At 66.7% G+C, this 23,347-nt stretch carries 22 protein-coding genes; 6 read left to right on the forward strand and 16 right to left on the reverse strand.

Going from position 1 to position 23,347, the window contains the following annotated elements:
• Positions 1–14: 14 nt before the first annotated feature.
• The 13 genes from AC07Y4_RS13270 to AC07Y4_RS13330 form a co-directional block, all read right to left on the reverse strand.
• Positions 15–437, reverse strand: a complete 423-nt coding sequence (locus tag AC07Y4_RS13270) for a BLUF domain-containing protein (protein WP_062477059.1) — start codon at positions 435–437, stop codon at positions 15–17.
• 3 nt (positions 438–440) lie between these two features.
• Positions 441–1,172, reverse strand: a complete 732-nt coding sequence (folE, locus tag AC07Y4_RS13275) for a GTP cyclohydrolase I (RefSeq protein WP_062477056.1) — start codon at positions 1,170–1,172, stop codon at positions 441–443.
• Between the two features lie 73 nt (positions 1,173–1,245).
• A complete protein-coding gene (locus AC07Y4_RS13280) occupies positions 1,246–2,019 on the reverse strand; it encodes an endonuclease/exonuclease/phosphatase family protein (protein ID WP_070063590.1) in 774 nt (257 codons plus the stop codon).
• Positions 2,016–2,492, reverse strand: a complete 477-nt coding sequence (gene nudB, locus AC07Y4_RS13285) for a dihydroneopterin triphosphate diphosphatase (protein WP_095743927.1) — start codon at positions 2,490–2,492, stop codon at positions 2,016–2,018. The genes AC07Y4_RS13280 and nudB overlap by 4 nt, the downstream gene beginning before the upstream one ends.
• A 7-nt stretch (positions 2,493–2,499) precedes the next feature.
• Positions 2,500–4,305 carry an aspartate--tRNA ligase gene (aspS, locus tag AC07Y4_RS13290; RefSeq protein ID WP_495271171.1) on the reverse strand — a complete coding sequence of 602 codons (1,806 nt, stop codon included), beginning with the start codon at positions 4,303–4,305 and terminating at the stop codon, positions 2,500–2,502.
• A 37-nt stretch (positions 4,306–4,342) separates the two neighbouring features.
• A complete protein-coding gene (locus tag AC07Y4_RS13295; protein WP_062477045.1) occupies positions 4,343–4,975 on the reverse strand; it encodes a DUF502 domain-containing protein in 633 nt (210 codons plus the stop codon).
• A gap of 14 nt (positions 4,976–4,989) precedes the next feature.
• Entirely contained in the window at positions 4,990–5,331 is a 342-nt protein-coding gene (locus AC07Y4_RS13300; RefSeq protein ID WP_062477042.1) for an FmdB family zinc ribbon protein, read from the reverse strand.
• 105 nt (positions 5,332–5,436) lie between these two features.
• Entirely contained in the window at positions 5,437–6,885 is a 1,449-nt protein-coding gene (locus AC07Y4_RS13305) for a high affinity choline transporter 1 (RefSeq protein ID WP_062477039.1), read from the reverse strand.
• A 19-nt stretch (positions 6,886–6,904) separates the two neighbouring features.
• Positions 6,905–8,470 (reverse strand): ubiquinone biosynthesis regulatory protein kinase UbiB, encoded by a 1,566-nt coding sequence (gene ubiB, locus AC07Y4_RS13310; protein ID WP_062477035.1) that lies wholly within the window; start codon positions 8,468–8,470, stop codon positions 6,905–6,907.
• Positions 8,467–9,024 (reverse strand): ubiquinone biosynthesis accessory factor UbiJ, encoded by a 558-nt coding sequence (locus AC07Y4_RS13315; RefSeq protein WP_062477123.1) that lies wholly within the window; start codon positions 9,022–9,024, stop codon positions 8,467–8,469. Before AC07Y4_RS13315 ends, ubiB begins: the two co-directional genes overlap by 4 nt.
• A gap of 164 nt (positions 9,025–9,188) precedes the next feature.
• The gene (locus tag AC07Y4_RS13320; RefSeq protein ID WP_495274653.1) at positions 9,189–10,193 is read right to left on the reverse strand and encodes a Tim44 domain-containing protein; all 1,005 of its coding nucleotides are present in this window, start codon (positions 10,191–10,193) and stop codon (positions 9,189–9,191) included.
• A 41-nt stretch (positions 10,194–10,234) separates the two neighbouring features.
• Positions 10,235–10,966 (reverse strand): bifunctional demethylmenaquinone methyltransferase/2-methoxy-6-polyprenyl-1,4-benzoquinol methylase UbiE, encoded by a 732-nt coding sequence (gene ubiE, locus AC07Y4_RS13325; RefSeq protein ID WP_056578284.1) that lies wholly within the window; start codon positions 10,964–10,966, stop codon positions 10,235–10,237.
• Positions 10,967–11,138: 172 nt separating this feature from the next.
• Positions 11,139–11,552, reverse strand: a complete 414-nt coding sequence (locus tag AC07Y4_RS13330; protein WP_495274654.1) for a gamma-butyrobetaine hydroxylase family protein — start codon at positions 11,550–11,552, stop codon at positions 11,139–11,141.
• A gap of 106 nt (positions 11,553–11,658) precedes the next feature.
• Between AC07Y4_RS13330 and AC07Y4_RS13335 the strand changes: the two genes are divergently transcribed.
• Positions 11,659–12,444 carry a hypothetical protein gene (locus tag AC07Y4_RS13335; RefSeq protein WP_495274655.1) on the forward strand — a complete coding sequence of 262 codons (786 nt, stop codon included), beginning with the start codon at positions 11,659–11,661 and terminating at the stop codon, positions 12,442–12,444.
• A gap of 10 nt (positions 12,445–12,454) precedes the next feature.
• Here AC07Y4_RS13335 and AC07Y4_RS13340 read toward each other — a convergent pair whose 3' ends face one another.
• The 3 genes from AC07Y4_RS13340 to serA form a co-directional block, all read right to left on the reverse strand.
• Positions 12,455–12,892, reverse strand: coding sequence for an HIT family protein (locus tag AC07Y4_RS13340; RefSeq protein WP_495274656.1), 438 nt, complete (start codon positions 12,890–12,892; stop codon positions 12,455–12,457).
• Entirely contained in the window at positions 12,889–16,767 is a 3,879-nt protein-coding gene (locus tag AC07Y4_RS13345) for a DUF3683 domain-containing protein (RefSeq protein WP_495274657.1), read from the reverse strand. The genes AC07Y4_RS13340 and AC07Y4_RS13345 overlap by 4 nt, the downstream gene beginning before the upstream one ends.
• Before the next feature lie 130 nt (positions 16,768–16,897).
• A complete protein-coding gene (serA, locus tag AC07Y4_RS13350; protein ID WP_070063599.1) occupies positions 16,898–18,130 on the reverse strand; it encodes a phosphoglycerate dehydrogenase in 1,233 nt (410 codons plus the stop codon).
• Between the two features lie 227 nt (positions 18,131–18,357).
• On the opposite strand from serA, the gene ugpB reads away from it, so the two are divergent.
• The 5 genes from ugpB to ugpQ all read left to right on the forward strand — a co-directional run bounded on the left by ugpB (position 18,358) and on the right by ugpQ (position 23,299).
• The gene (gene ugpB, locus AC07Y4_RS13355) at positions 18,358–19,668 is read left to right on the forward strand and encodes a sn-glycerol-3-phosphate ABC transporter substrate-binding protein UgpB (protein WP_070063600.1); all 1,311 of its coding nucleotides are present in this window, start codon (positions 18,358–18,360) and stop codon (positions 19,666–19,668) included.
• Positions 19,669–19,766: 98 nt separating this feature from the next.
• Entirely contained in the window at positions 19,767–20,648 is an 882-nt protein-coding gene (ugpA, locus tag AC07Y4_RS13360) for a sn-glycerol-3-phosphate ABC transporter permease UgpA (RefSeq protein WP_062474481.1), read from the forward strand.
• A gap of 39 nt (positions 20,649–20,687) precedes the next feature.
• Positions 20,688–21,539, forward strand: coding sequence for a sn-glycerol-3-phosphate ABC transporter permease UgpE (gene ugpE / locus AC07Y4_RS13365; RefSeq protein WP_062474482.1), 852 nt, complete (start codon positions 20,688–20,690; stop codon positions 21,537–21,539).
• A 2-nt stretch (positions 21,540–21,541) separates the two neighbouring features.
• On the forward strand, positions 21,542–22,549 hold the full coding sequence (gene ugpC, locus AC07Y4_RS13370) for a sn-glycerol-3-phosphate ABC transporter ATP-binding protein UgpC (RefSeq protein ID WP_062474484.1): 1,008 nt from the start codon (positions 21,542–21,544) through the stop codon (positions 22,547–22,549).
• Between the two features lie 3 nt (positions 22,550–22,552).
• Positions 22,553–23,299 carry a glycerophosphodiester phosphodiesterase gene (ugpQ, locus tag AC07Y4_RS13375; RefSeq protein WP_495274658.1) on the forward strand — a complete coding sequence of 249 codons (747 nt, stop codon included), beginning with the start codon at positions 22,553–22,555 and terminating at the stop codon, positions 23,297–23,299.
• Positions 23,300–23,347: the final 48 nt, after the last annotated feature.

Consider the following 23,347-nt stretch of genomic DNA (forward strand, 5'->3'; position numbering starts at 1 on the left):
CGGTCGAACCGGGATCAGTGGCGGCCGACGATGGCCGCGGTGGCCATCAGTTCTTCGAGCAGCGCAAGCGAGACCTTGCCCGAGACCTTGTAGGGGTCGAGCTCGGGCTTCTCGGAGTACTTGAGCAGCGTCGAGGCGTTGAGCTTGGAGAGGTTGACCTGCCCCATCGTCCAGCCACCGAAGCGGCGCTCGGAGATTTCCTCGTAGTGCAGCAGCACCACATCCTTGTGGCGCGGATCGCGCTGGATGTGGCCGTAGAGATCGCTGATGGCGTCGCGCCCGCCCTCGATCGCCTGCAGGAAGGTGCCGGCGCCGTAGCAGAGGATGCCGGTGATGCCGCAGGCCGGGTTGTGCGTGCGCGATTTCGCGAGGATCGCCTCGATGGCCTCGGGGCTGGTATCGACGGCGCGACTGGCGTAGAGAAGTCGGACCAGCATGGCTCAGCTCTTTCGTGGCAGGAGGGAGAGGAATTCGCGGCGCAGGCTCGGGTCTTTCAGGAACACGCCGCGCATGACGGAGTTGATCATCTTGCTGTCCATTTCCTTCACGCCGCGCCAGGCCATGCAGAAATGCTCGGCCTCCATGACCAGCGCCAGGCCGTCGGGCTGGGTCTTTTCCTGGATCAGGTCGGCCAGTTGCACCACGGCTTCTTCCTGGATCTGCGGACGGCCCATGACCCATTCGGCCAGGCGCGCGTACTTCGACAGGCCGATCACGTTCGTGTGCTCGTTGGGCATCACGCCGATCCACAGCTTGCCGATGATCGGGCAGAAGTGGTGCGAGCAGGCGCTGCGCACGGTGATCGGGCCGACGATCATCAGCTCGTTCAGGTGCTCGGCGTTGGGAAACTCGGTGAGCGGAGGTGCCGGCACATAGCGGCCGCGGAACACCTCGTTGAGGTACATCTTGGCCACGCGGCGCGCGGTGTTGTCGGTGTTGTGGTCGTTCTCGACGTCGATGACCAGGCTCTCGAGCACGCCCTTCATCTTGACCTCGACCTCGTCGAGCAGCGACTCCAGTTCGCCCGGCTGGATGAACTCGGCGATGTTGTCGTTGGCGTTGAAACGCTTGCGCGCTGCATTCAGTCGCTCGCGGATCTTGACGGAGACGGGGGTGCCCTCGTCATCGTCTTTTCGATCGGGAAGCGGTTCGACGTCGGTTTTCCTCAGCATGGCGGGGATCGTACCAGTGAATGGCCCCAGGGGATTCGGGCTACAACGCCCGCCCCTTCTCGGAGCAATGCTATCAATTAGGTAGCGCGAAGTCGGCTACCAGCGGAAGGTGGTCGGACATGCGGGCCCAGATGGGACCCCGCGGCACGTTGCAGGCCAGCGGTTCGAGCTGGCGGCCGTAGACGAAATCGAGCTGCGTCACGGGCAGGCGCGAGGGGTACGTGAGCGTGCGCGGGCCGCGCAGGTCGCTGGTGTCGCGCAGGCCCATGGCGTTCATGGCGTAGCGCATGCGCGCGCCCCAGTCGTTGAAATCGCCGGCCACCACCACGGCCTCGTCGGCCGGCACCTCGCGCTCGATGAACTCGCGCAGCCGGGCCACCTGCCGCACGCGGCTGCCCTTGATGAGCCCCAGGTGCACCACGATGGCGTGCACCCGGCGCCCTTCGATGTCGATCACGGCATGCAGCAGGCCGCGCTGCTCGAAGCGGTGGTCGGAGATGTCCTGGTGGCCGGTGCGGATCACCGGCCAGCGCGTGAGCAGCGCGTTGCCGTGCTCGCCATGGCGCGTGACGGCGTTGGTCTCGTAGACGGCCGTGTAGCCCTCGGGCGCCAGAAAGTCGGCCTGCGGCAGCTCGGGCCAGCGCGGAAAGCGGGCGGCGGCCTGGCGGTTCATCTTGCGCACTTCCTGCAGGCAGACGATGTCGGCATCGAGCTGCTCGATGGCGTGGCCCAGGTTGTGGATCTCGAGCCGACGCGCCGGCCCGATCCCCTGCACACCCTTGTGGATGTTGTAGGTCGCGACCCGGAGGTTCTGCGTTGCTGCTGCTGCGGCGGCCGGTGGGTTCATCGCGCAAATTCTGGCAGCAACAGAATGGCTTCGGCGTTCGACGGGGAAAAGCAGGCGTCCGCCGCCTCGTGGTACGGCAGCCATTGCCAGTCGGTGTGCTCGCGCGGATCGAGCACGGGCGTCAGGCGTTCGGGCACGCACAGGCCGAACAGGTGCTCGGTGTTGTGGGTGACGCCGGGTTCGTAGCGCGCGCGCCAACCGGGGTAAATCTCGTAGACGTTGCGCAGCTGCCAGTCGACCAGCTGCGACGCCAGCGGCGTGCCTTCACTGCAATCGATGCCGGTCTCCTCGGCCACTTCGCGTGCGGCGGTGAGCGCGAGCGGCTCGTCGACTGCGTCCTTGCTTCCAGTGACCGACTGCCAGAAGTCGGACTCGGCATCCGCACGCCGGATGAGCAGCACATCGAGTGCCGGCGTGTGGATCACGACCAGCACCGACTCCGGGATCTTCCAGGGCCGGGTGCCGGTCGTCATGGCTGCATCAGGCCGCCTGCGGCGTGTTGCGCAGCTTGATGTGCAGTTCGCGCAGCTGCTTCTCGTCGACCGGGCTCGGCGCCTGCGTCAGCAGGTCTTGCGCGCGCTGGGTCTTGGGGAAGGCGATCACGTCGCGGATCGATTCGGCGCCGGTCATGAGCATGACCAGGCGGTCCAGGCCGATGGCGATGCCGCCGTGCGGCGGGGCGCCGTACTGCAGCGCGTCCAGCAGGAAGCCGAACTTGAGCTGCGCGTCCTCGGCGCTGATCTTCAGCGCACGGAACACCTTGCTCTGCACTTCCTCGCGGTGGATACGCACCGAACCGCCGCCCATCTCGATGCCGTTGAGCACCATGTCGTAGGCCTTGGCGATGCACTTCTCGGGCGCGGTGTCCATGAGGTCTTCATGGCCGTCCTTCGGTGCGGTGAACGGGTGGTGCACGGCGCTCCAGCGCTGGCCTTCCTCGTCGAACTCGAACATCGGGAAGTCGACCACCCACAGCGGGGCCCAGCGGTCGTCGAACAGGCCCGCCTTCTTGCCGAAGGCGCTGTGGCCGATCTTCACGCGCAGCGCGCCGATGGCGTCGTTGACGACCTTTTCCTTGTCGGCGCCGAAGAACAGGATGTCGCCGTTGCGCGCACCCGTGCGGGCGATGATCTCGGCCAACGTGGCGTCGTCCAGGTTCTTGACGATCGGGCTTTGCAGGCCGTCGCGGCCGGCAGCGGCATCGTTGACCTTGATGTAGGCCAGGCCCTTGGCGCCGTAGATCTTCACGAACTCCTGGTAGGCGTCGATTTCGCCGCGCGACAGGCCGCCCTCGGCACCGCCGCCGGGCACGCGCAGTGCGACGACGCGGCCGCCGGCCATGGTGGCGGCGTTGGAGAACACCTTGAACTCGACGCGCTTCATCAGCTCGGTGAGTTCGGTGAACTCGAGCTTCACGCGCAGATCGGGCTTGTCCGAGCCGTACTTGAACATCGCGTCGGCGTAGCTCATGGTCGGGAACACCGGCAGGTCGATGTCCGCGGCGTTGCGGAACACGTTGCGGATCATGCCTTCGAACATTTCGCGGATTTCCTCTTCGGCGAGGAACGAGGTCTCGATGTCGATCTGCGTGAATTCAGGCTGACGGTCGGCGCGCAGGTCTTCGTCGCGGAAGCACTTCACGATCTGGTAGTAGCGGTCGTAGCCGGCCACCATCAGCAGCTGCTTGAACAGCTGGGGCGACTGCGGCAGCGCGAAGAAGCTGCCGTCGTGCACGCGGCTGGGCACGAGGTAGTCGCGTGCGCCTTCGGGCGTGGACTTGCCCAGCATCGGCGTCTCGATGTCGATGAAGCCGTTGGCATCGAGGAACTTGCGCGTTTCCATCGTCACCTTGTAGCGCAGCATCATGTTGCGCTGCATGGCCGGGCGGCGCAGGTCGAGCACGCGGTGCGTGAGGCGGGTGGTTTCCGAGAGGTTGTCGTCGTCCAGCAGGAACGGGGGCGTGACCGAGGGGTTCAGCACCTTCAGTTCGTGGCACAGCACTTCGATCTTGCCGCTCTTGAGGCTGTCGTTGGTCGTGCCTTCGGGACGCGAACGCACCAGGCCGGTGATCTGCACGCAGAACTCGTTGCGCAGGTTCTCGGCCACGGCGAAGGTCGAGGCGCGGTCGGGGTCGCACACCACCTGCACATAGCCTTCGCGGTCGCGCACGTCGATGAAGATCACGCCGCCGTGGTCGCGGCGACGGTTGACCCACCCGCACAGGGTGACGGTCTGGCCCAACAGGGCTTCGGTCACAAGACCGCAATAGTGAGTACGCATGGCCATAGAGATGACTTCCGGCGCCGTCGTGGCGCGTTCGTTTTTATGAGTTGGATGGCTTGATCGCCACCGAGGAGGGGCCGCCTGGAACGACCACGCCCATCGAGACGATGTACTTGAGCGCTTCGTCCACGCTCATCTTCAGTTCGACGCAGTCGCTGCGCTTGAGCATGACGAAGTAGCCGCCCGTGGGGTTGGGCGTGGTCGGCACGTAGACGCTGAGGAATTCCTCGCTGCCCAGGTACTCGGCCACCTCGTTGCCCGGCGCGCCGGTCACGAAGGCAATGGTCCACACGCTCTCGCGCGGCCACTGGATCAGCACTGCCGTGCGGAATGCGTTGCCGTTCTCGGAGAACAGCGTGTCCGACACCTGCTTGACGCTCGAGTAGATCGAGCGCACGACCGGAATGCGGCGCACCACGGCGTCGCCCCAGCCGAGCAGGCGCTTGCCGACGAAGTTGCTCGCAATGGCACCGACCACCAGCAGGATGGCCAGCGTGAGCAGCACACCGAGCCCGCGGATGTTGTTGTCGTAGAGCCAGCGCTGCCATGCGCCCGGCAGCACCCACAGCGTCTGGTCGAGCGTGTCGATGATCCACTTCAGCACCGCCAGGGTGATGAACAGCGGAACGATCACCAGCAAGCCGGAGAACAACCATTTGCGCAGGGCGGACATGGGAGAGGGTTCCGTCAGTCGCCGCTCTTGGCGGCAGCCGTTGCAGCGGGGGCCGGCGCGGGAGCGGGCGCCGGTGCGGGGCTGGAGGCGGGGGACGAAGAAGAAGCGTCGGCCGACTTGGCGCCGTCGCCGGACGCAGCGGGCGCGGTGGCGGCCTCGGACTTCTTGCCGCCGCCCTCGCGGAAGTCGGTCACGTACCAGCCCGAGCCCTTGAGCTGGAAGCCGGCGGCCGTGACCTGCTTTTCAAATGCGCTCGCACCGCATTCCGGGCACACCGAGAGCGGCGTGTCCGACATCTTCTGCAGAACGTCCTTGGCAAAGCCGCAGGAACTGCACTTGTAGGCGTAAATGGGCATGGGAAATCGGGGTGGGAATGAGCGACGCAGCTGCCGCTCGCAAAGCCCTCGATTATAGGGGCGCCCCCGCCCGCAGGGGCCGTGGGGGCGCGGCCCGGCCCGCCGTCAGGCCGGCTCGGTCGCCAGGAGGCGGTGCGGCGTGTGAGTGTTCGCTATCCATTGCGGCAGCAGCGAGCCGATGACCATGCCCGCGAAGGAGGACAGCACGCCCGCCAGCTGGGCCGGGAAGGCGGTACCCCAGGGCATCGCCATGAACAGCAGCCAGACGCCGATGCCCCCCACGATCGAGGCGATGGCGCCCTGGGTGGTGGCGCGGCGCCAGTACAGGCCGCACACCAGCGGCACGAAAGCCCCGACCAGCGGCACCTGGTAGGCGCCCGACACCAGTTCGTAGATCGGCGTGCCCTGCATGCGGATCGCATAGGCCAGCACGGCGGCGCTGAACAGCAGCACCGTGATGCGCATGGTCATCAGGTTCTCGCGGTCGGTGCCGGCGGGACGGAACTGGCGCCAGATGTTCTCGGTGAAGGTGACGCTGGGCGCCAGCAAGGTGGCCGAGGCGGTCGACTTGATGGCCGACAGCAGCGCGCCGAAGAACAGCACCTGCATCACGAAGGGCATCTTCTGCAGCACCAGCGTGGGCAGCACCTTCTGCGGATCTTCCTTCAGCAGCACGGCCACCTCCTCCGGCATGATCAGCAGCGCGCTGGCCACCAGGAACATCGGCACGAAGGCGAACAGGATGTAGGCCACGCCGCCGATCACCGGCCCGCGGGTCGCGGCCTTGACGCTGTTGGCCGACATCACGCGCTGGAACACGTCCTGCTGCGGAATGGAGCCCAGCATCATCGTGATGGCCGCGGCGAAGAAGAACACCATGTCGTGCCAGTTGGGCTCGGGCCAGAACTTGAAGAGGTCCTTGCTGACCGCGAAAGCCACCACCTTGTCGGCGCCGCCGGCCATGTCGCCCGCGAACATCGCGATCACCGCGAGGCCGACGACCAGGATGATCATCTGGATGAAATCGGTCACGGCCACCGACCACATGCCGCCGAACAGCGTGTAGGCCAGGATCGAGACCACGCCGATCACCATGCCCAGCGGGATGCTGATGGCGCCGGCCGACAGCACGTTGAACACCAGCCCCAGCGCCGTAACCTGCGCCGACACCCAGCCCAGGTAGCTCAGCATGATGATCAGCGAACAGGCCACTTCCACGCTGCGGCCGTAGCGCTCGCGGTAGTAGTCGCTGATGGTCAAGAGAGTCATGCGGTACAGCTTGCCCGCGAAGAACAGGCCCACCAGGATCAGGCAGGTGCCCGCGCCGAACGGGTCTTCGACCACGCCGCTGAGGCCGCCCTCGATGAACTTGGCCGGGATGCCGAGCACCGTCTCGGACCCGAACCAGGTCGCGAAGGTGGTCGTGATGATCATGAACAGCGGCAGGTGCCGCCCCGCGATCGCGAAGTCGGTGGTGTTCTTCACCCGTTTGGCCGCATACAGGCCGATGGCGATGGTGACCAGCAGATAGACGATGACCAGCGTCAACAACACGGCGAAACTCCTCCAGCCTCTAGAACAAACGCACGCGCACCAGCACTTGCATGGCGAGCAACCCCAGGACGAATCCGATGCCGCCATAGAGGATGGCCTGCAGCAGCCGGTTGGTGCGCTTCTGCGCGGCCAGCAGCTCCTGCAACTCGCGGCGGTGATCGGGCGGCCGATTTTCCAGGAAATCGTGCAGCAAACGCGGCAATTGCGGCAGCAATTTCGCGTAGCGCGGCGCCTCGGCCCGCAGCTGCTGGAACAGCTTCTTCGGCCCGATCTGGTCGATCATCCACTTCTCGAGGAAAGGCTTGGCCGTGGCCCAGAGGTCGAGTTCGGGGTCGATGCTGCGGCCCAGGCCTTCGATGTTCAGCAGGGTCTTCTGCAGCAGCACGAGCTGCGGCTGGATCTCGACGTGGAAGCGGCGCGAGGTCTGGAACAGGCGCATCAGCACCATGCCCAGCGAAATCTCCTTCAGCGGCCGGTCGAAGTACGGCTCGCACACGGTACGGATCGCCGCCTCGAGCTCGTCGATGCGCGTGCCCTGCGGCACCCAGCCGCTTTCCAGGTGCAGCTCGGCCACGCGCTTGTAGTCGCGCCGGAAGAAGGCCGCGAAGTTCTGCGCGAGGTACTCCTTGTCGGACTCGGTGAGCGTGCCGATGATGCCGAAGTCGAGCGAGATGTAGCGCCCGAAGGTCTCGGGCGCCAGGCTCACCTGGATGTTGCCCGGGTGCATGTCGGCGTGGAAGAAGCCGTCGCGGAACACCTGCGTGAAGAAGATCGTCACGCCGTCGCGCGCGAGTTTGGGAATGTCGACGCCGGCGGCGCGCAGCTTGTCGATCTGGGCAATGGGCACGCCGTTCATGCGCTCCATCACGATGACTTCGGGGTGGCAGAAGTCCCAGAACATTTCGGGGATCAGCACCAGGTCGAGCGAGGCCATGTTGCGGCGCAGCTGCGCGGCGTTGGCGGCCTCGCGCACGAGGTCGAGCTCGTCGTGCAGGTACTTGTCGAACTCGCCGACCACCTCGCGCGGCTTCAGGCGCTTGCCGTCGGGCGAGAGCTTCTCGATCCAGCCGGCCATCATGGCCATGAGGGCCAGGTCCTTCTCGATCACGCCGCGCATGTTGGGGCGCAGCACCTTCACCGCCACGTCGCGGATCTCACCCTGGTTGGTGCGGATGGTCGCGAAGTGCACCTGCGCGATCGAGGCGCTGGCGATGGGCGTTTCGTCGAACTGCACGAACACGTCGCTCACCGGACGGCGGAAGGCGCGCTCGATGGTCGCGACCGCCACCGCCGAGGGGAACGGCGGCACGCGGTCCTGCAGGAAGGCCAGCTCGTCGGCGATGTCGGGCGGCAGCAGGTCACGCCGCGTGGACAGCACCTGGCCGAACTTCACGAAGATGGGGCCCAGCCGCTCCAGCGCCTCGCGCAGGCGCTGGCCGCGCGGCGCGTCGAGGTTGCGTCCGATCGAGACGATGCGCGCCACCACGCGCAGCCAGGGCTTCTGGAAGCTCGTGAGCACGAGCTCGTCCAGGCCATAGCGCAGTGCGACCCAGACGATGAACAGGCCGCGATAGAAGCGACTCATTCGGCGTGGCCCGCCGCACCGCCGGCACGGGCCGAGCGGTCGCCGACGAACTGGCGCAGCGCGCCCACCACGCGGCGCACGCCGTTGCCCAGCGTGTGCGCAGGCACGTCGCCGATCACGCGGGCCAGGTCGTCCTCGACGTCCCAGCGCACGTGGTCGACCAGCCAATTGACCTCGGCCGCGAGCTGCACGTCGCCGACGATCTGCACGGAAGGCTTGTCGCCGCGCAGCGTGGCGCGGGCGATGTCGAAGGGAGAGTCATCGATCACGGTGAGCGTGAGTTCGGGCGTAGAGCCGGCAGGTGCCAGATCGAGCAGGCCGGCCGGCGTGGCCACCAGCTCCATCGTCACGAAGCGCCACTGGAAGCGCACCACCCTGCCCTGCTGGCGCAGCAGCCGCTGCTGCGCTTCGGGCTCCTGCTGCAGCACGTGGTTCAGGAACAGGACCGCGCGGTGCTGGATCTCGTGGACGGCCCAGGCCGGCGGTTGCAGGCGTTCGCCGATGCGGTTGAACAGGTCGCCGAGCAAAGAAAAAGGGGACGATGGTGTAGCCATGGTCCCCATTATCCCGTCAGTGCTGCGCCCCGTAACCCGTGAACTGCATCGTCTCCTTCCAGAAACACCGCGGAACCGGCTTTGCCGGGCCGCTGGTGTTGCCCCCGGTAGGGGGTTGGAGAAGCGACACGCAGTGCGCGAAGCCTGGGGGCGAGCCTTTTACTTCACTGCAGCGCTTGCACGCCTGCGACGAGCCAGCCGGCGCTGCCGGTCTTGGTCATGTTCCAGACTTCGCGGAACGGGGCCGGGCCCGCCGACGCGTCTTCGCGGATCATGCCGGAGAACTCCACGCTCGCCATGTAGGCGTCGGGCAGCTCTTCGATGCCCAACAGCTTGGCGTCGAGCATCACGACTTCGGTCTTGTTGAGCGCACCGCCCGTGTGGCTGGCGCGGTCGGCCAGCTGCGTGCGGATCTCTTCGACCATGCTGTCGGTCATCATGGAACGCAGCATCGACACGTCGGCGCGGTCCCAGGCGTCTTGCAGGGTCACGAAGTTGCGCTTGGCGGCGGTGAGGAAACCGTCGGCATCGAAGCCTGCGGGGATGCCCCAGGACTGCGAACCGGCCAATGCCGAACCGATCATGCTGCCGCCGGCTGCGGCACCCGCGGCCGAGAGGCTGCTGCCGTGCGATGCCGGCGCGGCGTCGAACGCCGCGGCGTTGCGCTCCCACGGCCGTGCCGAGGCGTCGTTGCCGACGTTGGCCGGGCTGTACTGTGCCGGTGCGCGTGCATCGGCGGGGCTGCCGGCGCCCTGGAAGGCGAAAGCGCCCTGGCGGTTGGCGTTGCCCGACGACGCGGCCGAGCGCGCCTTGAAGATGCGCCACACCGCGAGCGCGGCAAAAGCCAGCAGCGCGATCAGCAGGATGTTGGCGAAGCCGGCACCCAAGCCCAGCGAATTCGCGAGCCATGCCAGGCCCAGGCCGGCGGCGAGACCGCCGAGCATCGCGCCCCACGGACGCTTCGGTCCAGCGGCGGCGGGCGTTGCGGGCTTGGGCGCCGCATTGGTCGCGTTCTGCTGCGCGGGGGCCGCGGGCTGCGTGGCCTGGCGCTGCGTCACGTTGGACGACTGGCGACCGACGGACTTGCCGCCACCCATGCGAGCAGCTTCCGCCTGAACGCTCACCAGCACCAGTGCTGCTGCCAAGAACAAAGAACCCAAACTCTTCATGCCGTCTCCTCTTGAGCGAAAAATTCGCGTCGTCATCGTGATCAACACTTGATTCCAACATGGAGGGCAGCAATTCCCCCCGTCATGTTGTGATAGTCCACATGTCCGAAACCGCCCTCTTTCATGAGGGTCTTGAGCTCCTCTTGCGAGGGATGCATCCGGATCGATTCGGCCAGGTAGCGGTAGCTCGCATCGTCGCCGGCCACGAGCTTGCCCAGGCGCGGCAGCACGTTGAACGAATACCAGTCGTAGGCCTTCGTGAGCGGCTTGGCGACCTTCGAGAACTCGAGCACCAGCAGCTTGCCGCGCGGCTTGAGCACGCGGTTCATCTCCTTGAGGGCGACGTCCTTGTGCGTCATGTTGCGCAGACCGAAGGCCACGGTGACCACGTCGAAGTGGTCGTCGGGAAAGGGGAGCTTCTCGGCGTCGCAGACGGTGGTGGGCAGCACCACGCCGGCGTCGAGCAGGCGGTTGCGGCCGGTGCGCAGCATGGCTTCGTTGATGTCGGTATGAACCACCTGGCCCGTGGCGCCGACCTTCTTCGAGAAGGCGAGCGCGAGGTCGCCGGTGCCGCCCGCGATGTCGAGCACGCGCGAGCCTTCACCCACGTTCGCGACCATCACGGTGTAGGCCTTCCAGGCCCGGTGCAGGCCGGCCGACATCAGGTCGTTCATGATGTCGTAGCGCGAGGCCACCGAGTCGAAGACGCCGCGAACGCGTTGCGCCTTCTCGCTTTCGTCGACTTTCTCGAAGCCGAAGTGGGTTGTACTCATGCGGTGGATGTTAGGCCGGAAGGCATTCCTTCAAGGCGACGACCCCGCGGGCACGGCGGACATTTGTTGCTTTTTCCTCCAACGGAGGGGCGCTGCAACGCGCGTGCTTGCTGTGTGTAAGGCTATCTTTTCAATAGCAACAGGGTATGTTTACCCTCGGTTCCCGTGACGCTCAATGGCTGCTGCAGGCGTGGCCGCCCTTGTCGGCCATCGGGGCATCGCGATCCACGCCCGCCGCGGCCAGGCGCCGCTCGTAATCGGCCCACAGTTCGGCCTCCCGCGCGCCCAGGTCGTACAGCAGGCTCCAGGTGTAGATGCCGGAGTTGTGGCCGTCGCTGAAGGCCGGCTGCACGGCGTAGTTGCCCACCGGCTCGAGCCCGACCAGGTCGACGTCGCGCTTGCCGGTCTGCAGCACCTCCTGCCCCGGGCCGTGGCCCTGCACCTCGGCCGACGGCGAATAGATGCGCATCAGCTCGAAGGGGATGCGGAAGGTGGCGCCGTCCGAGAAGCCAACCTCGAGCACGCGCGACTGCCCGTGCACGGTGATCGATTGGGGTGTCGGCGCGCCGGCTTGCAAACCTGCCATGGGGAATCCGTTCGGAAGAAGAGAGAAAGAGAAAAGGGGTGGGACTCGCGCAGTATGCCGCGCGCTGTGCGCCAGCGTGTCGGCCGCCTGCGCTTAGCATCGCTGCATGCCGTCACGCACACGCTCTCCCCTCCTCCTGTCGCGTCCGAACCGGGCCGCCCTCGTCCTCTGCATCGCGCTCGCGGGCGCTGCCCTTGCCCCGCCCGTCCATGCCTTCTGGGGCCTGATCGGCAAGGCGGCAGGCAAGGCCGCGACCGCCGGCAAGGCGGCCGGCGTGGCGGGCAAGGGCGCGGCGGTCGGCGCCGGTGCGGTGGCAGCCGAAGGTGCAACCGGCGTGGCCGCGAAGGGCGCGATGGCGCTGGGCGACGACGCAGCACATGCCGCCCAAGCGGGCTCGCGCAGCTTCGGCGGCGCGCATGAACTGAGCACCGTGAACGCCGCGCTGCCACCCGAGGTCGCGGCCTACCTTGCCAAGCCGGCGAAGGAGCTCACGCCCAAGGACACGTCGTTCATGATGGACAGCTACCGGCAGATGGTCGAGCGCGCCGGCAAGAGCGGCGACTTCACCGCCGTCGAGCGCATGCCGACCTCGGCGGGCACGGCACGCACGCTGCCAGCCGAACCCGTCAAGGCCGCAGCAACACCACAGCCAGCAACCACCACCGCATCGTCCGGCAGCTCGGGCGCGCTGCCCTTCCATGCGGTACGCCTGCTGGCCCACGCCGCGCATGCGGGCAACAAGAGCGCGCAGGCCGAGCTCGATCGCGTGTGCAGGGATGGCAGCGTGGCCTCGAAGCGCTTCTCGAAGGAAACGCGCGCCACGCCCGAATTCAAGCAGGCTTGTGCGGACCGCAAGGCAGGCAGCGCGACGCGCACCGCCGCGGCGAGCTGAAGAACAGGCCTCAGGCCAGCGTCGCGAGCCGGCGGACCATGTCGGCCTCTGCCTGCGGCAGCAACGCCTGAACGGCGGCCAGCCGCTCGGCCGGTGCGGTCCGTTGCACGGCGGCCCAGACCGACCCGGGGAAATGGCTGTCCCAATCGAAGCGCGCGATCACGTGCCAGTGCAGGTGCGCCACCATGTTGCCGAGCGCGGCGATGTTGAGCTTGGTGGGCGCCAGCGCGTCGCGCAGGCATTGCTCCACGCGCACCACGGCCTCCATGCACAGCACGCGGTCGGCCGCGTCGAGGTCGGAGAACTCCGCCGCATGGTCGCGCCACACCACGCGGTAGAAGGCCGGAAAGCCTTCTTCCTGCGCATGGATGACGCGCAGCTTCGCGCCTTCGAACACGACACGCCCGCCGGGCGCACCGCACAGCGGGCAACCCGCCACCGCCGTCATACGAGCACCCGCTCGATGCCGCCCTGGTTGGCCGCGGCCACGTAGTTCGGCATCCAGTCGTCGCCGAGCAGCTTGTTGGCCATCTCGACCACGATGTAGTCGGCTTCGAGCAGGCCGTTGTTCAGGTCGTTGCCGTAGCGCGAGAGGCCTTGCAGGCAGCTCGGGCAGCTGGTGAGGATCTTCACGTTGTCGGTCGCGCCGACCTTGCCGGCGTCGCGCAGCGCGGCTTCGCCCTTCTTCAGCTCTTCTTCCTTGCGGAAGCGGATCTGCGTCGAGATGTCGGGCCGCGACACGCCCAGCGTGCCCGACTCGCCGCAGCAGCGGTCGTTCTTGAGCACGTTGTCGCCGACCAGCGCCTTCACGGTCTTCATCGGGTCCTGCTGCTTCATCGGCGAATGGCAGGGGTCGTGGTACAGGTAGCCGCCACCGCCCGCATCGGCCAGGGTGATGCCCTTTTCGAGCAGGTACTCGTGGATGTCGATGATCCGGCAACCCGGGAAGATCTTGTCGAACTGGTAGCCCTGCAGCTGGTCGTAGCAGGTGCCGCAGCTCACCACCACGGTCTTGATGTCGAGGTAGTTGAGCGTGTTGGCGACACGGTGGAAGAGCACGCGGTTGTCCGTGATCATCTTCTCGGCCTTGTCGAACTGGCCGCTGCCGCGTTGCGGATAGCCGCAGCACAGATAGCCCGGCGGCAGCACCGTCTGCACGCCCGCGTGCCAGAGCATCGCCTGCGTGGCCAGGCCCACCTGCGAGAACAGCCGCTCCGAGCCGCAGCCCGGGAAGTAGAAGACCGCCTCGGTTTCCGAGCTGGTCGTCTTCGGGTTGCGGATGATCGGCACGTAGTCGGCATCCTCGATGTCGAGCAGCGCGCGCGCCGTCTTCTTCGGCAGGTTGCCCGGCATCTTCTTGTTGATGAAGTGGATCACCTGCTCCTTGATGGGCGCCGGCCCCAGCGTGGCCGGCGGCGCGCCGGTCTGCTTCTTCGCGAGACGGCTCAACAGGTCGTTGGCCAGGCGCTGTGCCTTGAAGCCCACGCCCACCATGCCCGCGCGCACCGCCTTGATGGTCTGCGGGTTGGTCGCGTTCAGGAAGAACATCGCGGCCGCGTTGCCGGGGCGGAAGCTCTTCTGGCCCATCTTGCGCAGCAGGTTGCGCATGTTCATCGACACGTCGCCGAAGTCGATCTTCACGGGGCACGGCGTGAGGCACTTGTGGCACACGGTGCAGTGATCGGCCACGTCCTCGAACTCTTCCCAGTGCTTGATGCTGATGCCGCGCCGCGTCTGCTCTTCGTAGAGGAAGGCCTCCACCAGCAGCGAGGTCGCGAGGATCTTGTTGCGCGGGCTGTACAGCAGGTTGGCGCGCGGCACGTGCGTGGCGCACACCGGCTTGCACTTGCCGCAGCGCAGGCAGTCCTTCACGCTGTCGGCGATGGCGCCGATGTCGCTCTGCTGCATGATCAGCGACTCGTGGCCCATGAGGCCGAAGCTCGGCGTGTAGGCGTTGGTCAGGTCGGCATGCAGGGTCTGCGTCTGCCCGGCGGGCGCGCGCAGCAGCTTGCCCTTGTTGAAGCGGCCCTCGGGGTCGACCCGGGCCTTGTACTCGGTGAAGGGACGCAGCTCTTCGTCGGTGAGGAACTCGAGCTTGGTGATGCCGATGCCGTGCTCGCCCGAGATCACGCCGTCGAGGCTGCGTGCCAGCGCCATGATGCGCACCACCGCGGCGTGCGCGGTCTGCAGCATCTCGTAGTTGTCGCTGTTCACGGGCAGGTTGGTGTGCACGTTGCCGTCGCCCGCGTGCATGTGCAGCGCGACCCACACGCGGCCCTTGAGCACCTGCTTGTGGATGGCGGTGCACTCGGCCAGGATCGGCCCGAACTCGGCGCCCGAAAAAATCTCCTGCAGCGGCTGGCGCAGCTGGGTCTTCCAGCTCGCGCGCAGCGTGTGGTCCTGCAGCTGCGGGAACAGCGTGTCGACGTTATCGAGCCAGCCGGCCCACAGCGCGCGCACCTCGTGCACCAGCGCCACGGCCTGCGCCACGCGGTCTTCCAGCAGCTCGGCCGCGGGAATCTCGTGCGCGTCGTCGGTCTTGCCCAGCGGCAGGTTGCCGCGTGTGAGGAAGGCTTCGAGCGCGTCGGTGAGCGCGAGCTTGTTCTGCAGCGACAGCTCGATGTTGATGCGCTCGATGCCGTCGCTGTACTCGGCCATGCGCGGCAGCGGGATCACCACGTCTTCGTTGATCTTGAAGGCGTTGGTGTGCTTGCTGATGGCGGCCGTGCGCTTGCGGTCGAGCCAGAATTTCTTGCGCGCCTCGGGGCTGATGGCAATGAAGCCTTCGCCGCTGCGCGAGTTGGCGATGCGCACCACTTCCGAGGTGACGCGCGCCACCGCATCGGCGTCGTCGCCCGCGATGTCGCCGAACAGCACCATCTTGGGCAGGCCGCCGTGCTTCTTCGACTTGGTGGCGTAGCCCACGGCCTTGAGGTAGCGGTCGTCCAGGTGCTCGAGGCCGGCCAGCAGCACGCCCGAGCGCTTCTGCTCGGCGAACATGAAGTCCTTGATCTCGACGATGCTGGGCACCGCATCCTTGGCGTTGCCGAAGAACTCGAGACACACGGTGCGCGTGTGCGCCGGCATCTTGTGCACCACCCAGCGGCAGCTGGTGATGAGGCCGTCGCAGCCCTCTTTCTGGATGCCCGGCAGGCCCGAGAGGAACTTGTCGGTCACGTCCTTGCCCAGGCCTTCCTTGCGGAAGGTGCGGCCCGGGATGTCGAGGCGCTCGGTGCGCAGCTTGGTCTTGCCGTCGGCGGCGTAGTACTGCAGCTCGAACACGGCGCTCTCGGCGTCGTGGATCTTGCCCAGGTTGTGGCCGACGCGGGTCACTTCGAGCCATTCGGCCTGCGGCGTGACCATGCGCCACGAGGCGAGGTTGTCCAGCGCCGTGCCCCAGAGCACGGCCTTCTTGCCGCCGGCGTTCATGGCGACGTTGCCGCCGACGCACGAGGCCTCGGCGGAGGTGGGGTCGACCGCGAACACGAAGCCCGCGCGCTCGGCCGCGTCGGCCACACGCTGCGTGACCACGCCGGCCTCGGTCCAGATGGTGGGCACGGGCGCGGCCAAGCCGGGCAGCGCGACGTGCTCGACTTCGGTCATGGCCTCGAGCTTCTCGGTGTTGATGACCACGCTCTTCCAGGTCAGCGGGATCGCGCCGCCGGTGTAGCCGGTGCCGCCCCCGCGCGGAATGATGGTCAGGCCCAGCTCGATGCAGCCCTTGACCAGCAAGGCCATCTCGGCCTCGGTGTCGGGGCACAGCACGACGAAGGGGTACTCGACGCGCCAGTCGGTGGCGTCGGTCACGTGCGACACGCGCGAGAGGCCGTCGAACTTGATGTTGTCCTTGGCCGTGAGCCGGCCCAGCACGCGGGTGGCCTTGCGGCGCAGCGCGGCGACGTCGCGGAAGGTGTCGTCGAAGGCGGCGACGGCCTGGCTGACCAGGCCGGTGAGCTCGCCCACCAGCTGGTCGCGCGGCAGGTCGCTGTCGGGGGTGCGGCGCTTCTGCACCTCGCCCAGGCGGTGGCGCAGGGCGTCGACCAGCTGGCCGCGGCGGCGCGGGTTGTCGAGCAGGTCGTCGACGAGGTAGGGGTTGCGCTGCACCACCCAGATGTCGCCCAGCACCTCGTAGAGCATGCGCGCCGATCGGCCGGTGCGACGCTCGGCGCGCAGGGTCTGCAGCAGGTCCCAGCCGCGTTCGCCCAGGAGGCGAATCACGATCTCCCGGTCGGAGAAGCTGGTGTAGTTGTAGGGGATCTCGCGCAGTCGTACAGGCTCTGCGGCCTGTGACAACAGCGTATTCAACGCGGTCGGAGCATTCATCGGGTGGGGCCCTTGGCCAGGCGCTGCGCGCCCATGTAGCCGGGGGGTCGATTTTAGGGCAGGCCCCGGGGGCTTTGCCGTGCCCCAGCCGCTATTCCCTATCGCGGGGCCCGCGGGGGCCCCGGCGGGCTCAGAACAGCACGCGGCTGCGGATCGTCCCGCCCACCTTCGCCAGCTTTTCCAGCGCCAGGTCGGACGAGGCGGCGTCGATGTCCATCACGACGTAGCCGATCTTCTCGTTGGTCTGCAGGAACTGGGACGAGATGTTGATGTTGTTGTCCGAGAAGATCTTGTTGATCTCGGACAGCACGCCCGGCACGTTGCGGTGGATGTGCAGCAGGCGGTGCTTGCCCGGATGCGCCGGCAGCGCCACCTCGGGGAAGTTGACCGACGAGGTCGAGGTGCCGTTGTCGCTGTACTTGACCAGCTTCTCGGCCACTTCGAGCCCGATGTTGGCCTGCGCCTCCATGGTCGAGCCGCCGATGTGCGGCGTGAGGATCACGTTGTCCAGCCCGCGCAGCGGCGACTGGAACTCGTCCTTGTTGGTGCGCGGCTCGACCGGGAACACGTCTATGGCGGCGCCCAGCAGCTTCTTGCTCTTGAGGGCCTCGGCCAGCGGTTCGATCTCGACCACGGTGCCGCGCGAGGCGTTCAGCAGGATGGCGCCCGGCTTCATGGCGGCGATCTCGGCCGCGCCGATCATCCATTGCGTGGCCTGGGTCTCGGGCACGTGCAGGGTCACGATGTCGCTCTGGCCCAGCAGCTGGTGCAGCTCGCGCACCTGGCGGGCGTTGCCCAGCGGCAGCTTGGTGACCACGTCGTAGAAGGCCACGTGCATGCCCAGCGCCTCGGCCAGCACCGACAGCTGCGCGCCGATGGAGCCGTAACCCACGATGCCCAGCGTCTTGCCGCGGATCTCGAAGGCGTTCTCGGCCGACTTGAGCCAGCCGCCGCGGTGCGCCACGGCGCTTTTCTCGGGCACGCCGCGCAGCAGCAGGATGGCTTCGGCCAGCACCAGCTCGGCCACCGAGCGGGTGTTGGAATACGGCGCGTTGAACACGGCCACGCCGTGTTCGCGGGCAGCTTCGAGGTCGACCTGGTTGGTGCCGATGCAGAAGCACCCGGCGGCCACCAGCTTGTGCGCGGCGGCGAACACCTCGGCCGTCAGCTGGGTGCGCGAGCGGATGCCCACGAAGTGCACGTCGGCGATCTTGGCCTTGAGTTCGGCGTCGGGCAGCGCACCCGGCAGCGACTCGATGTTGGTGTAGCCGGCGGCGCGCAGCACCTCCACGGCCGAGGGGTGGATGCCTTCGAGCAAAAGGAACTTGATCCTGCTTTTGTCGAGGGAGGTTTTGCTGCTCATGGCGTACTCAAGGAAGCCCCGGCCATGGCGACAAGCTAGGCCAAAAAAGGGAGGGCGATGCTAGCATGGTGCAGCGCAGCATGAGGCCCGCAACCCGCGCCGGGCTTGACGCCAAAGGGGTTTCCCCGATTGGAGGAACCCTTCGGTCCGTGCCCCAATGTGACGCGGCTGTGTCACGCACATGCCCTAGCATTCGCGCTTTCCATTTTTTCCCTTCAGGAGTCTTCATGCGATTCAAGACGCTCGCGTTGGCATCGGCGCTGGCCGCCACGCTGTTCAATGCAGCCCAGGCCCAGACCGAGATCCAGTGGTGGCATTCCATGACCGCCGTCAACAACGAGTGGGTCAACGACCTGGCCAAGCAGTTCAACGAGAGCCAGAAGGAATACAAGATCGTGCCGACCTTCAAGGGCACGTACGACGAATCCATGACGGCCTCCATCGCGGCCTTCCGCTCGGGCAACGCGCCGCACATCCTGCAGGTGTTCGAAGTGGGCACCGCCACCATGATGGCCAGCAAGGGCGCCGTCATTCCGGTCGGCCAGGTCATGAAGGACGCGGGCGAGAAGTTCGACCCGGCCGCCTACATCCCCGCCGTGGCCGGCTACTACACCGCCCCCAACGGCCAGATGCTGAGCTTCCCGTTCAACAGCTCGACCACGATCTTCTATTTCAACAAGGACGCCTTCAAGGCGGCCGGCCTGCCCACCGACAAGGCGCCCGCCACCTGGCCCGAAGTGGTCGCTGCCGCCGCCAAGCTCAAGGCCAGCGGCCACAAGTGCCCGTTCACCACGGCCTGGCAGAACTGGACGCAGGTCGAGAGCTTCTCGGCCTGGCACAACGTCGAGTTCGCCAGCAAGGCCAACGGCCTGCAGGGCCTGGACGCGCGCCTGAAGGTGAATTCGCCGCTGCACCAGCGCCACATCGAGAACCTGGCCAGCATGTCCAAGCAGGGCCTGTTCATCTACAAGGGCCGCGGCAACGTGCCCGAGGCCTCGTTCGTGTCGGGCGAGTGCGCCATGATCAACACGTCGTCGGGCTTCTACGGCAACGTGGCCAAGAACGCCAAGTTCGCCTACGGCCTGGCTCCCCTGCCCTACTACCCGGACGTGCCGGGCGCACCGCAGAACACCGTGATCGGCGGCGCCAGCCTGTGGGTCATGTCGGGCAAGAAGGCCGCCGAGTACAAGGGCGTGGCCAAGTTCTTCAGCTTCATCTCGACGCCTGAAGTGCAGTCCGCCAGCCACAAGCGCACCGGCTACCTGCCGGTGACCACCGCCTCGTACAAGCTCACCGAGGAATCGGGCTTCTACAAGCAGAACCCCGGCACCGACGTGGCCGTGACGCAGATGATCCGCAAGGTCACCGACAAGAGCCGCGGCATCCGCCTGGGCAACTACGTGCAGATCCGCGCCATCGAGGACGAAGAGCTCGAACAGGTCTGGGGCGGCAAGAAGACCGCCAAGGAAGCCCTCGATTCGATCGTGACCCGCGGCAACGAACAGCTCGAACGCTTCCAAAAGGCGAACAAAAGCTAACGATTGAAGATCCGGGCTCCGTGTCCGGCTAATATCGCCCGCCCCCGCACGCCCTTCTTCCAGGGTGCGCCGGGCGGGATTTTTTATGTAGGGGCTTCATGGAAAAACGCGTTTTCTTTCGCTCGGGCTGGTTGCCCTGGCTGCTGCTGACACCGCAGATGGCGGTGATCCTCGTGTTTTTCTTCTGGCCGGCCGGCCAGGCGCTGTTGCAGTCGCTGCAGCAGCAGGACGCGTTCGGCACCTCGGTCGAGTTCGTCGGGTTCGACAACTTCCGCCACCTGTTCGACGACCCGGCCTACGCCGAGTCGTTCAAGACCACCGCGCTGTTCTCGGTGCTGGTGGCCGGCATCGGCATCAGCCTGTCGCTGATGCTGGCCGTGTTCGCCGACCGCATCGTGCGCGGCGGCATGTTCTACAAGACCATGCTGATCCTGCCGTACGCCGTGGCGCCCGCCGTGGCGGCCGTGCTGTGGGTCTTCATGTTCTCGCCCTCGCTGGGCGTGGTGGCCTATGCCCTGGGCAAGATCGGCATCAACTGGAACCACCTGCTCGACTCGGGCCACGCCATGACGCTGATCGTGATGGCCTCGGTGTGGAAGCAGATCTCCTACAACTTCCTGTTCTTCCTGGCCGGCCTGCAGTCGATTCCGAAGTCGCTGATCGAGGCCGCGGCCATCGACGGCGCGCGCCCGTGGCGCCGCTTCTGGACCGTGCAGTTCCCGCTGCTGTCGCCCACCACCTTCTTCCTGCTGGTGATCAACGTGGTGTATGCCTTCTTCGACACCTTCGCGATCGTCGATGCAGCCACGCAGGGCGGCCCGGGCAAGGACACGACCATCCTGGTCTACAAGGTCTACCACGACGGCTTCAAGGGCCTGGACCTCGGCGGCTCGGCCGCGCAGTCGGTGGTGCTGATGGTGATCGTGGTGGCGCTGACCGTCATCCAGTTCCGCTACGTCGAGAAGAAAGTGCAGTACTGATGAAGCAACAAGAACAAATCGAATTCGGCGGAGCGCAGCATGGTTGAGAAACGCGGCACGCAGGGCATCCTGGCCCACGTCATCATGATCCTGGGCGTGTTCATCGTCGCCTTCCCGCTCTATCTGGCGTTCGTGGCCTCCACGCACACGGCCCAGGAGATCGTGCAGGCGCCAATGCCCCTGACCCCCGGCTCGAACATCGTCGACAGCTACAAGGGCGCCCTGTTCGGGCGCGAGAGCAGCGCGGGCTCCAACGCCCCGGTGGCGCACATGATGTGGGTGAGCTTCGTGACGGCCATGGTCATCGCCATCGGCAAGATCACCATCTCGCTGCTGTCGGCCTTCGCCATCGTGTACTTCCGCTTCCCGTTCAAGAAGATCTGCTTCTGGGCCATCTTCGTGACGCTGATGCTGCCGGTGGAGGTGCGCATCCTGCCCACCTACAAGGTGCTGTCCGACCTGAACATGCTGAACACCTACGCGGGCCTGACGGTGCCGCTGATCGCGTCGGCCACGGCGACCTTCCTGTTCCGCCAGTTCTTCCTCACGGTGCCCGACGAGCTCACCGAAGCGTCGCGCATGGATGGTGCGAGCCCCATGCGCTTTTTCTTCGACGTGCTGCTGCCGCTGTCCAAGACCTCGATCGCGGCGCTGTTCGTGATCCAGTTCATCTACGGCTGGAACCAGTACCTGTGGCCGCTGCTCGCGACCACGAGCGAAGACATGTACCCCGTGGTGGTCGGCATCAAGCGAATGATTGCCGGCGGCGACGGACAGAACGAATGGAACGTCGTGATGGCCACCGCCATCCTGGCGATGCTGCCGCCCGCGCTGGTGGTGATCCTGATGCAAAAGTGGTTCGTCAAGGGCCTCGTGGACACTGAAAAATAACTATGGCTGCTCTCTCTCTACGCAACGTCATCAAGCGCTACGGCCACGGGCCGAAAGCCAACCAGGTCATCCACGGCGTGAGCGCCGAGATCGCCGACCACGAATTCATCGTCATCGTCGGCCCTTCGGGCTGCGGCAAATCGACGCTGCTGCGCATGGTCGCGGGCCTGGAGGAAATCTCGGCCGGCGAAATCTGCATCGGCGGCAAGGTCGTGAACCAGCTCGAACCCTCCGAGCGCGACATCGCCATGGTGTTCCAGAACTACGCGCTGTACCCGCACATGAGCGTGTTCGCGAACATGGCCTACGGACTGAAGATCGCGAAGGTGCCGACGGCCGAGATCAAGGTGCGCGTCGACAAGGCGGCCAAGATCCTCGAGCTGGGCCACCTGCTCGAGCGCAAGCCGCGCGAACTCTCGGGCGGCCAGCGCCAGCGCGTGGCCATGGGCCGCGCCATCGTGCGCCAGCCGCAGGTGTTCCTGTTCGACGAACCGCTGTCGAACCTGGACGCCAAGCTGCGCGCCCAGACCCGCCTCGAAATCCAGAAGCTGCACCGCGAACTCGGCATCACCTCGCTGTTCGTCACGCACGACCAGGTCGAGGCCATGACGCTGGCGCAACGCATCATCGTGATGAACGGCGGCGTGATGGACCAGTTCGCCACGCCCGAAGAGGTGTACTCCAGGCCCGCCACCACCTTCGTGGCGAGCTTCATCGGCTCGCCGCCGATGAACCTGCTCAAGCACGCACCGGGCGTGCGTCCGGGCCAGATCCTGGGCATCCGCCCCGAGCACATGAAGCTCGACGAAAGCGGCTGGACGGTGCAGGTCGAGCAGGTCGAACTGCTGGGCGCCGAGCGCCTGGTGTACGGCCGCATCGGCGAAGAACAGATCATCATGCGCACCGACGAAGGCGACCACCCGCCGGTGGCCGGCGACACGGTGAAGATCGCCGCGCGCGAAGACAAGCTCCATTGGTTCGACGCCGGCTCCGGCAAGCGCGCCGACTGAGCGATGGCCGAACGCAGCCCCTGGCCCTACCCCCGCTGGGTCGCGCACCGCGGCGCCGGCAAGCTGGCGCCCGAGAACACGCTCGCCGCCTTCCGTTTCGGCGCCTCGCACGGCTACCGCATGTTCGAGTGCGACGCCAAGCTCAGCGCCGATGGCGTGGTCTTCCTGATGCACGACGCCACGCTCGATCGCACCACCAACGGCCACGGCATCGGCGGCCAGCAGGCGTGGAGCGCGCTGTCGCAGCTCGACGCGGGCGGTTGGCATTCGCGCGCCTTCGCGGGCGAGCCGCTGCCCACGCTGGAAAACCTGGCGCGCTTCTGCCGCGCCAACGACCTGCTGCTGAACATCGAGATCAAGCCCACGCCCGGCACCGAACGCGAGACCGGCGAGGTGGTGGCACGCGAAGCCGCGCGCCTCTGGCAGGGTGCGGCCATTCCGCCGCTGCTCACTTCGTTCCAAGTCGACGCACTGAAGGGTGCCCAGGCCGTGCAGCCCGAACTGCCGCGCGGCCTGCTGCTCGACACGCTCTGGAACGGCTGGCTCGACACGGCATTGAGCCTGGGCTGCCAGGCCATCGTCTGCAACCACGCACTGTGGGACGCCACCACCGTGGCGCAGGTGCATGGCGCGGGCCTGCGCTCGCTGAGCTACACGGTGAACGACGACTGGGCGGCGCAGCGGCTCATCGACCTGGGCACCGACGGCATCATCACCGACCGGGTGGACCTGTTCAGCCCCGCGGGCTGACGCTGCATTTCTTACCCGTTCTTACGTCATGGCGGCTTCTATGATGCG

This window comes from Variovorax sp. GW460-12-1-14-LB1 (genome assembly GCF_059423605.1).

Excerpts from the sequence above, each read along its gene's own strand:
- AC07Y4_RS13270 (WP_062477059.1), bottom strand. The coding sequence starts at position 437 with ATGCTGGTCCGACTTCTCTACGCCAGTCGCGCCGTCGATACCAGCCCC.
- folE (WP_062477056.1), bottom strand. The coding sequence starts at position 1,172 with ATGCTGAGGAAAACCGACGTCGAACCGCTTCCCGATCGAAAAGACGAT.
- AC07Y4_RS13280 (WP_070063590.1), bottom strand. The coding sequence starts at position 2,019 with ATGAACCCACCGGCCGCCGCAGCAGCAGCAACGCAGAACCTCCGGGTC.
- nudB (WP_095743927.1), bottom strand. The coding sequence starts at position 2,492 with ATGACGACCGGCACCCGGCCCTGGAAGATCCCGGAGTCGGTGCTGGTC.
- aspS (WP_495271171.1), bottom strand. The coding sequence starts at position 4,305 with ATGGCCATGCGTACTCACTATTGCGGTCTTGTGACCGAAGCCCTGTTG.
- AC07Y4_RS13295 (WP_062477045.1), bottom strand. The coding sequence starts at position 4,975 with ATGTCCGCCCTGCGCAAATGGTTGTTCTCCGGCTTGCTGGTGATCGTT.
- AC07Y4_RS13300 (WP_062477042.1), bottom strand. The coding sequence starts at position 5,331 with ATGCCCATTTACGCCTACAAGTGCAGTTCCTGCGGCTTTGCCAAGGAC.
- ubiB (WP_062477035.1), bottom strand. The coding sequence starts at position 8,470 with ATGAGTCGCTTCTATCGCGGCCTGTTCATCGTCTGGGTCGCACTGCGC.
- AC07Y4_RS13315 (WP_062477123.1), bottom strand. The coding sequence starts at position 9,024 with ATGGCTACACCATCGTCCCCTTTTTCTTTGCTCGGCGACCTGTTCAAC.
- AC07Y4_RS13320 (WP_495274653.1), bottom strand. The coding sequence starts at position 10,193 with ATGAAGAGTTTGGGTTCTTTGTTCTTGGCAGCAGCACTGGTGCTGGTG.
- ubiE (WP_056578284.1), bottom strand. The coding sequence starts at position 10,966 with ATGAGTACAACCCACTTCGGCTTCGAGAAAGTCGACGAAAGCGAGAAG.
- AC07Y4_RS13330 (WP_495274654.1), bottom strand. The coding sequence starts at position 11,552 with ATGGCAGGTTTGCAAGCCGGCGCGCCGACACCCCAATCGATCACCGTG.
- AC07Y4_RS13335 (WP_495274655.1), top strand. The coding sequence starts at position 11,659 with ATGCCGTCACGCACACGCTCTCCCCTCCTCCTGTCGCGTCCGAACCGG.
- AC07Y4_RS13340 (WP_495274656.1), bottom strand. The coding sequence starts at position 12,892 with ATGACGGCGGTGGCGGGTTGCCCGCTGTGCGGTGCGCCCGGCGGGCGT.
- AC07Y4_RS13345 (WP_495274657.1), bottom strand. The coding sequence starts at position 16,767 with ATGAATGCTCCGACCGCGTTGAATACGCTGTTGTCACAGGCCGCAGAG.
- serA (WP_070063599.1), bottom strand. The coding sequence starts at position 18,130 with ATGAGCAGCAAAACCTCCCTCGACAAAAGCAGGATCAAGTTCCTTTTG.
- ugpB (WP_070063600.1), top strand. The coding sequence starts at position 18,358 with ATGCGATTCAAGACGCTCGCGTTGGCATCGGCGCTGGCCGCCACGCTG.
- ugpA (WP_062474481.1), top strand. The coding sequence starts at position 19,767 with ATGGAAAAACGCGTTTTCTTTCGCTCGGGCTGGTTGCCCTGGCTGCTG.
- ugpE (WP_062474482.1), top strand. The coding sequence starts at position 20,688 with ATGGTTGAGAAACGCGGCACGCAGGGCATCCTGGCCCACGTCATCATG.
- ugpC (WP_062474484.1), top strand. The coding sequence starts at position 21,542 with ATGGCTGCTCTCTCTCTACGCAACGTCATCAAGCGCTACGGCCACGGG.
- ugpQ (WP_495274658.1), top strand. The coding sequence starts at position 22,553 with ATGGCCGAACGCAGCCCCTGGCCCTACCCCCGCTGGGTCGCGCACCGC.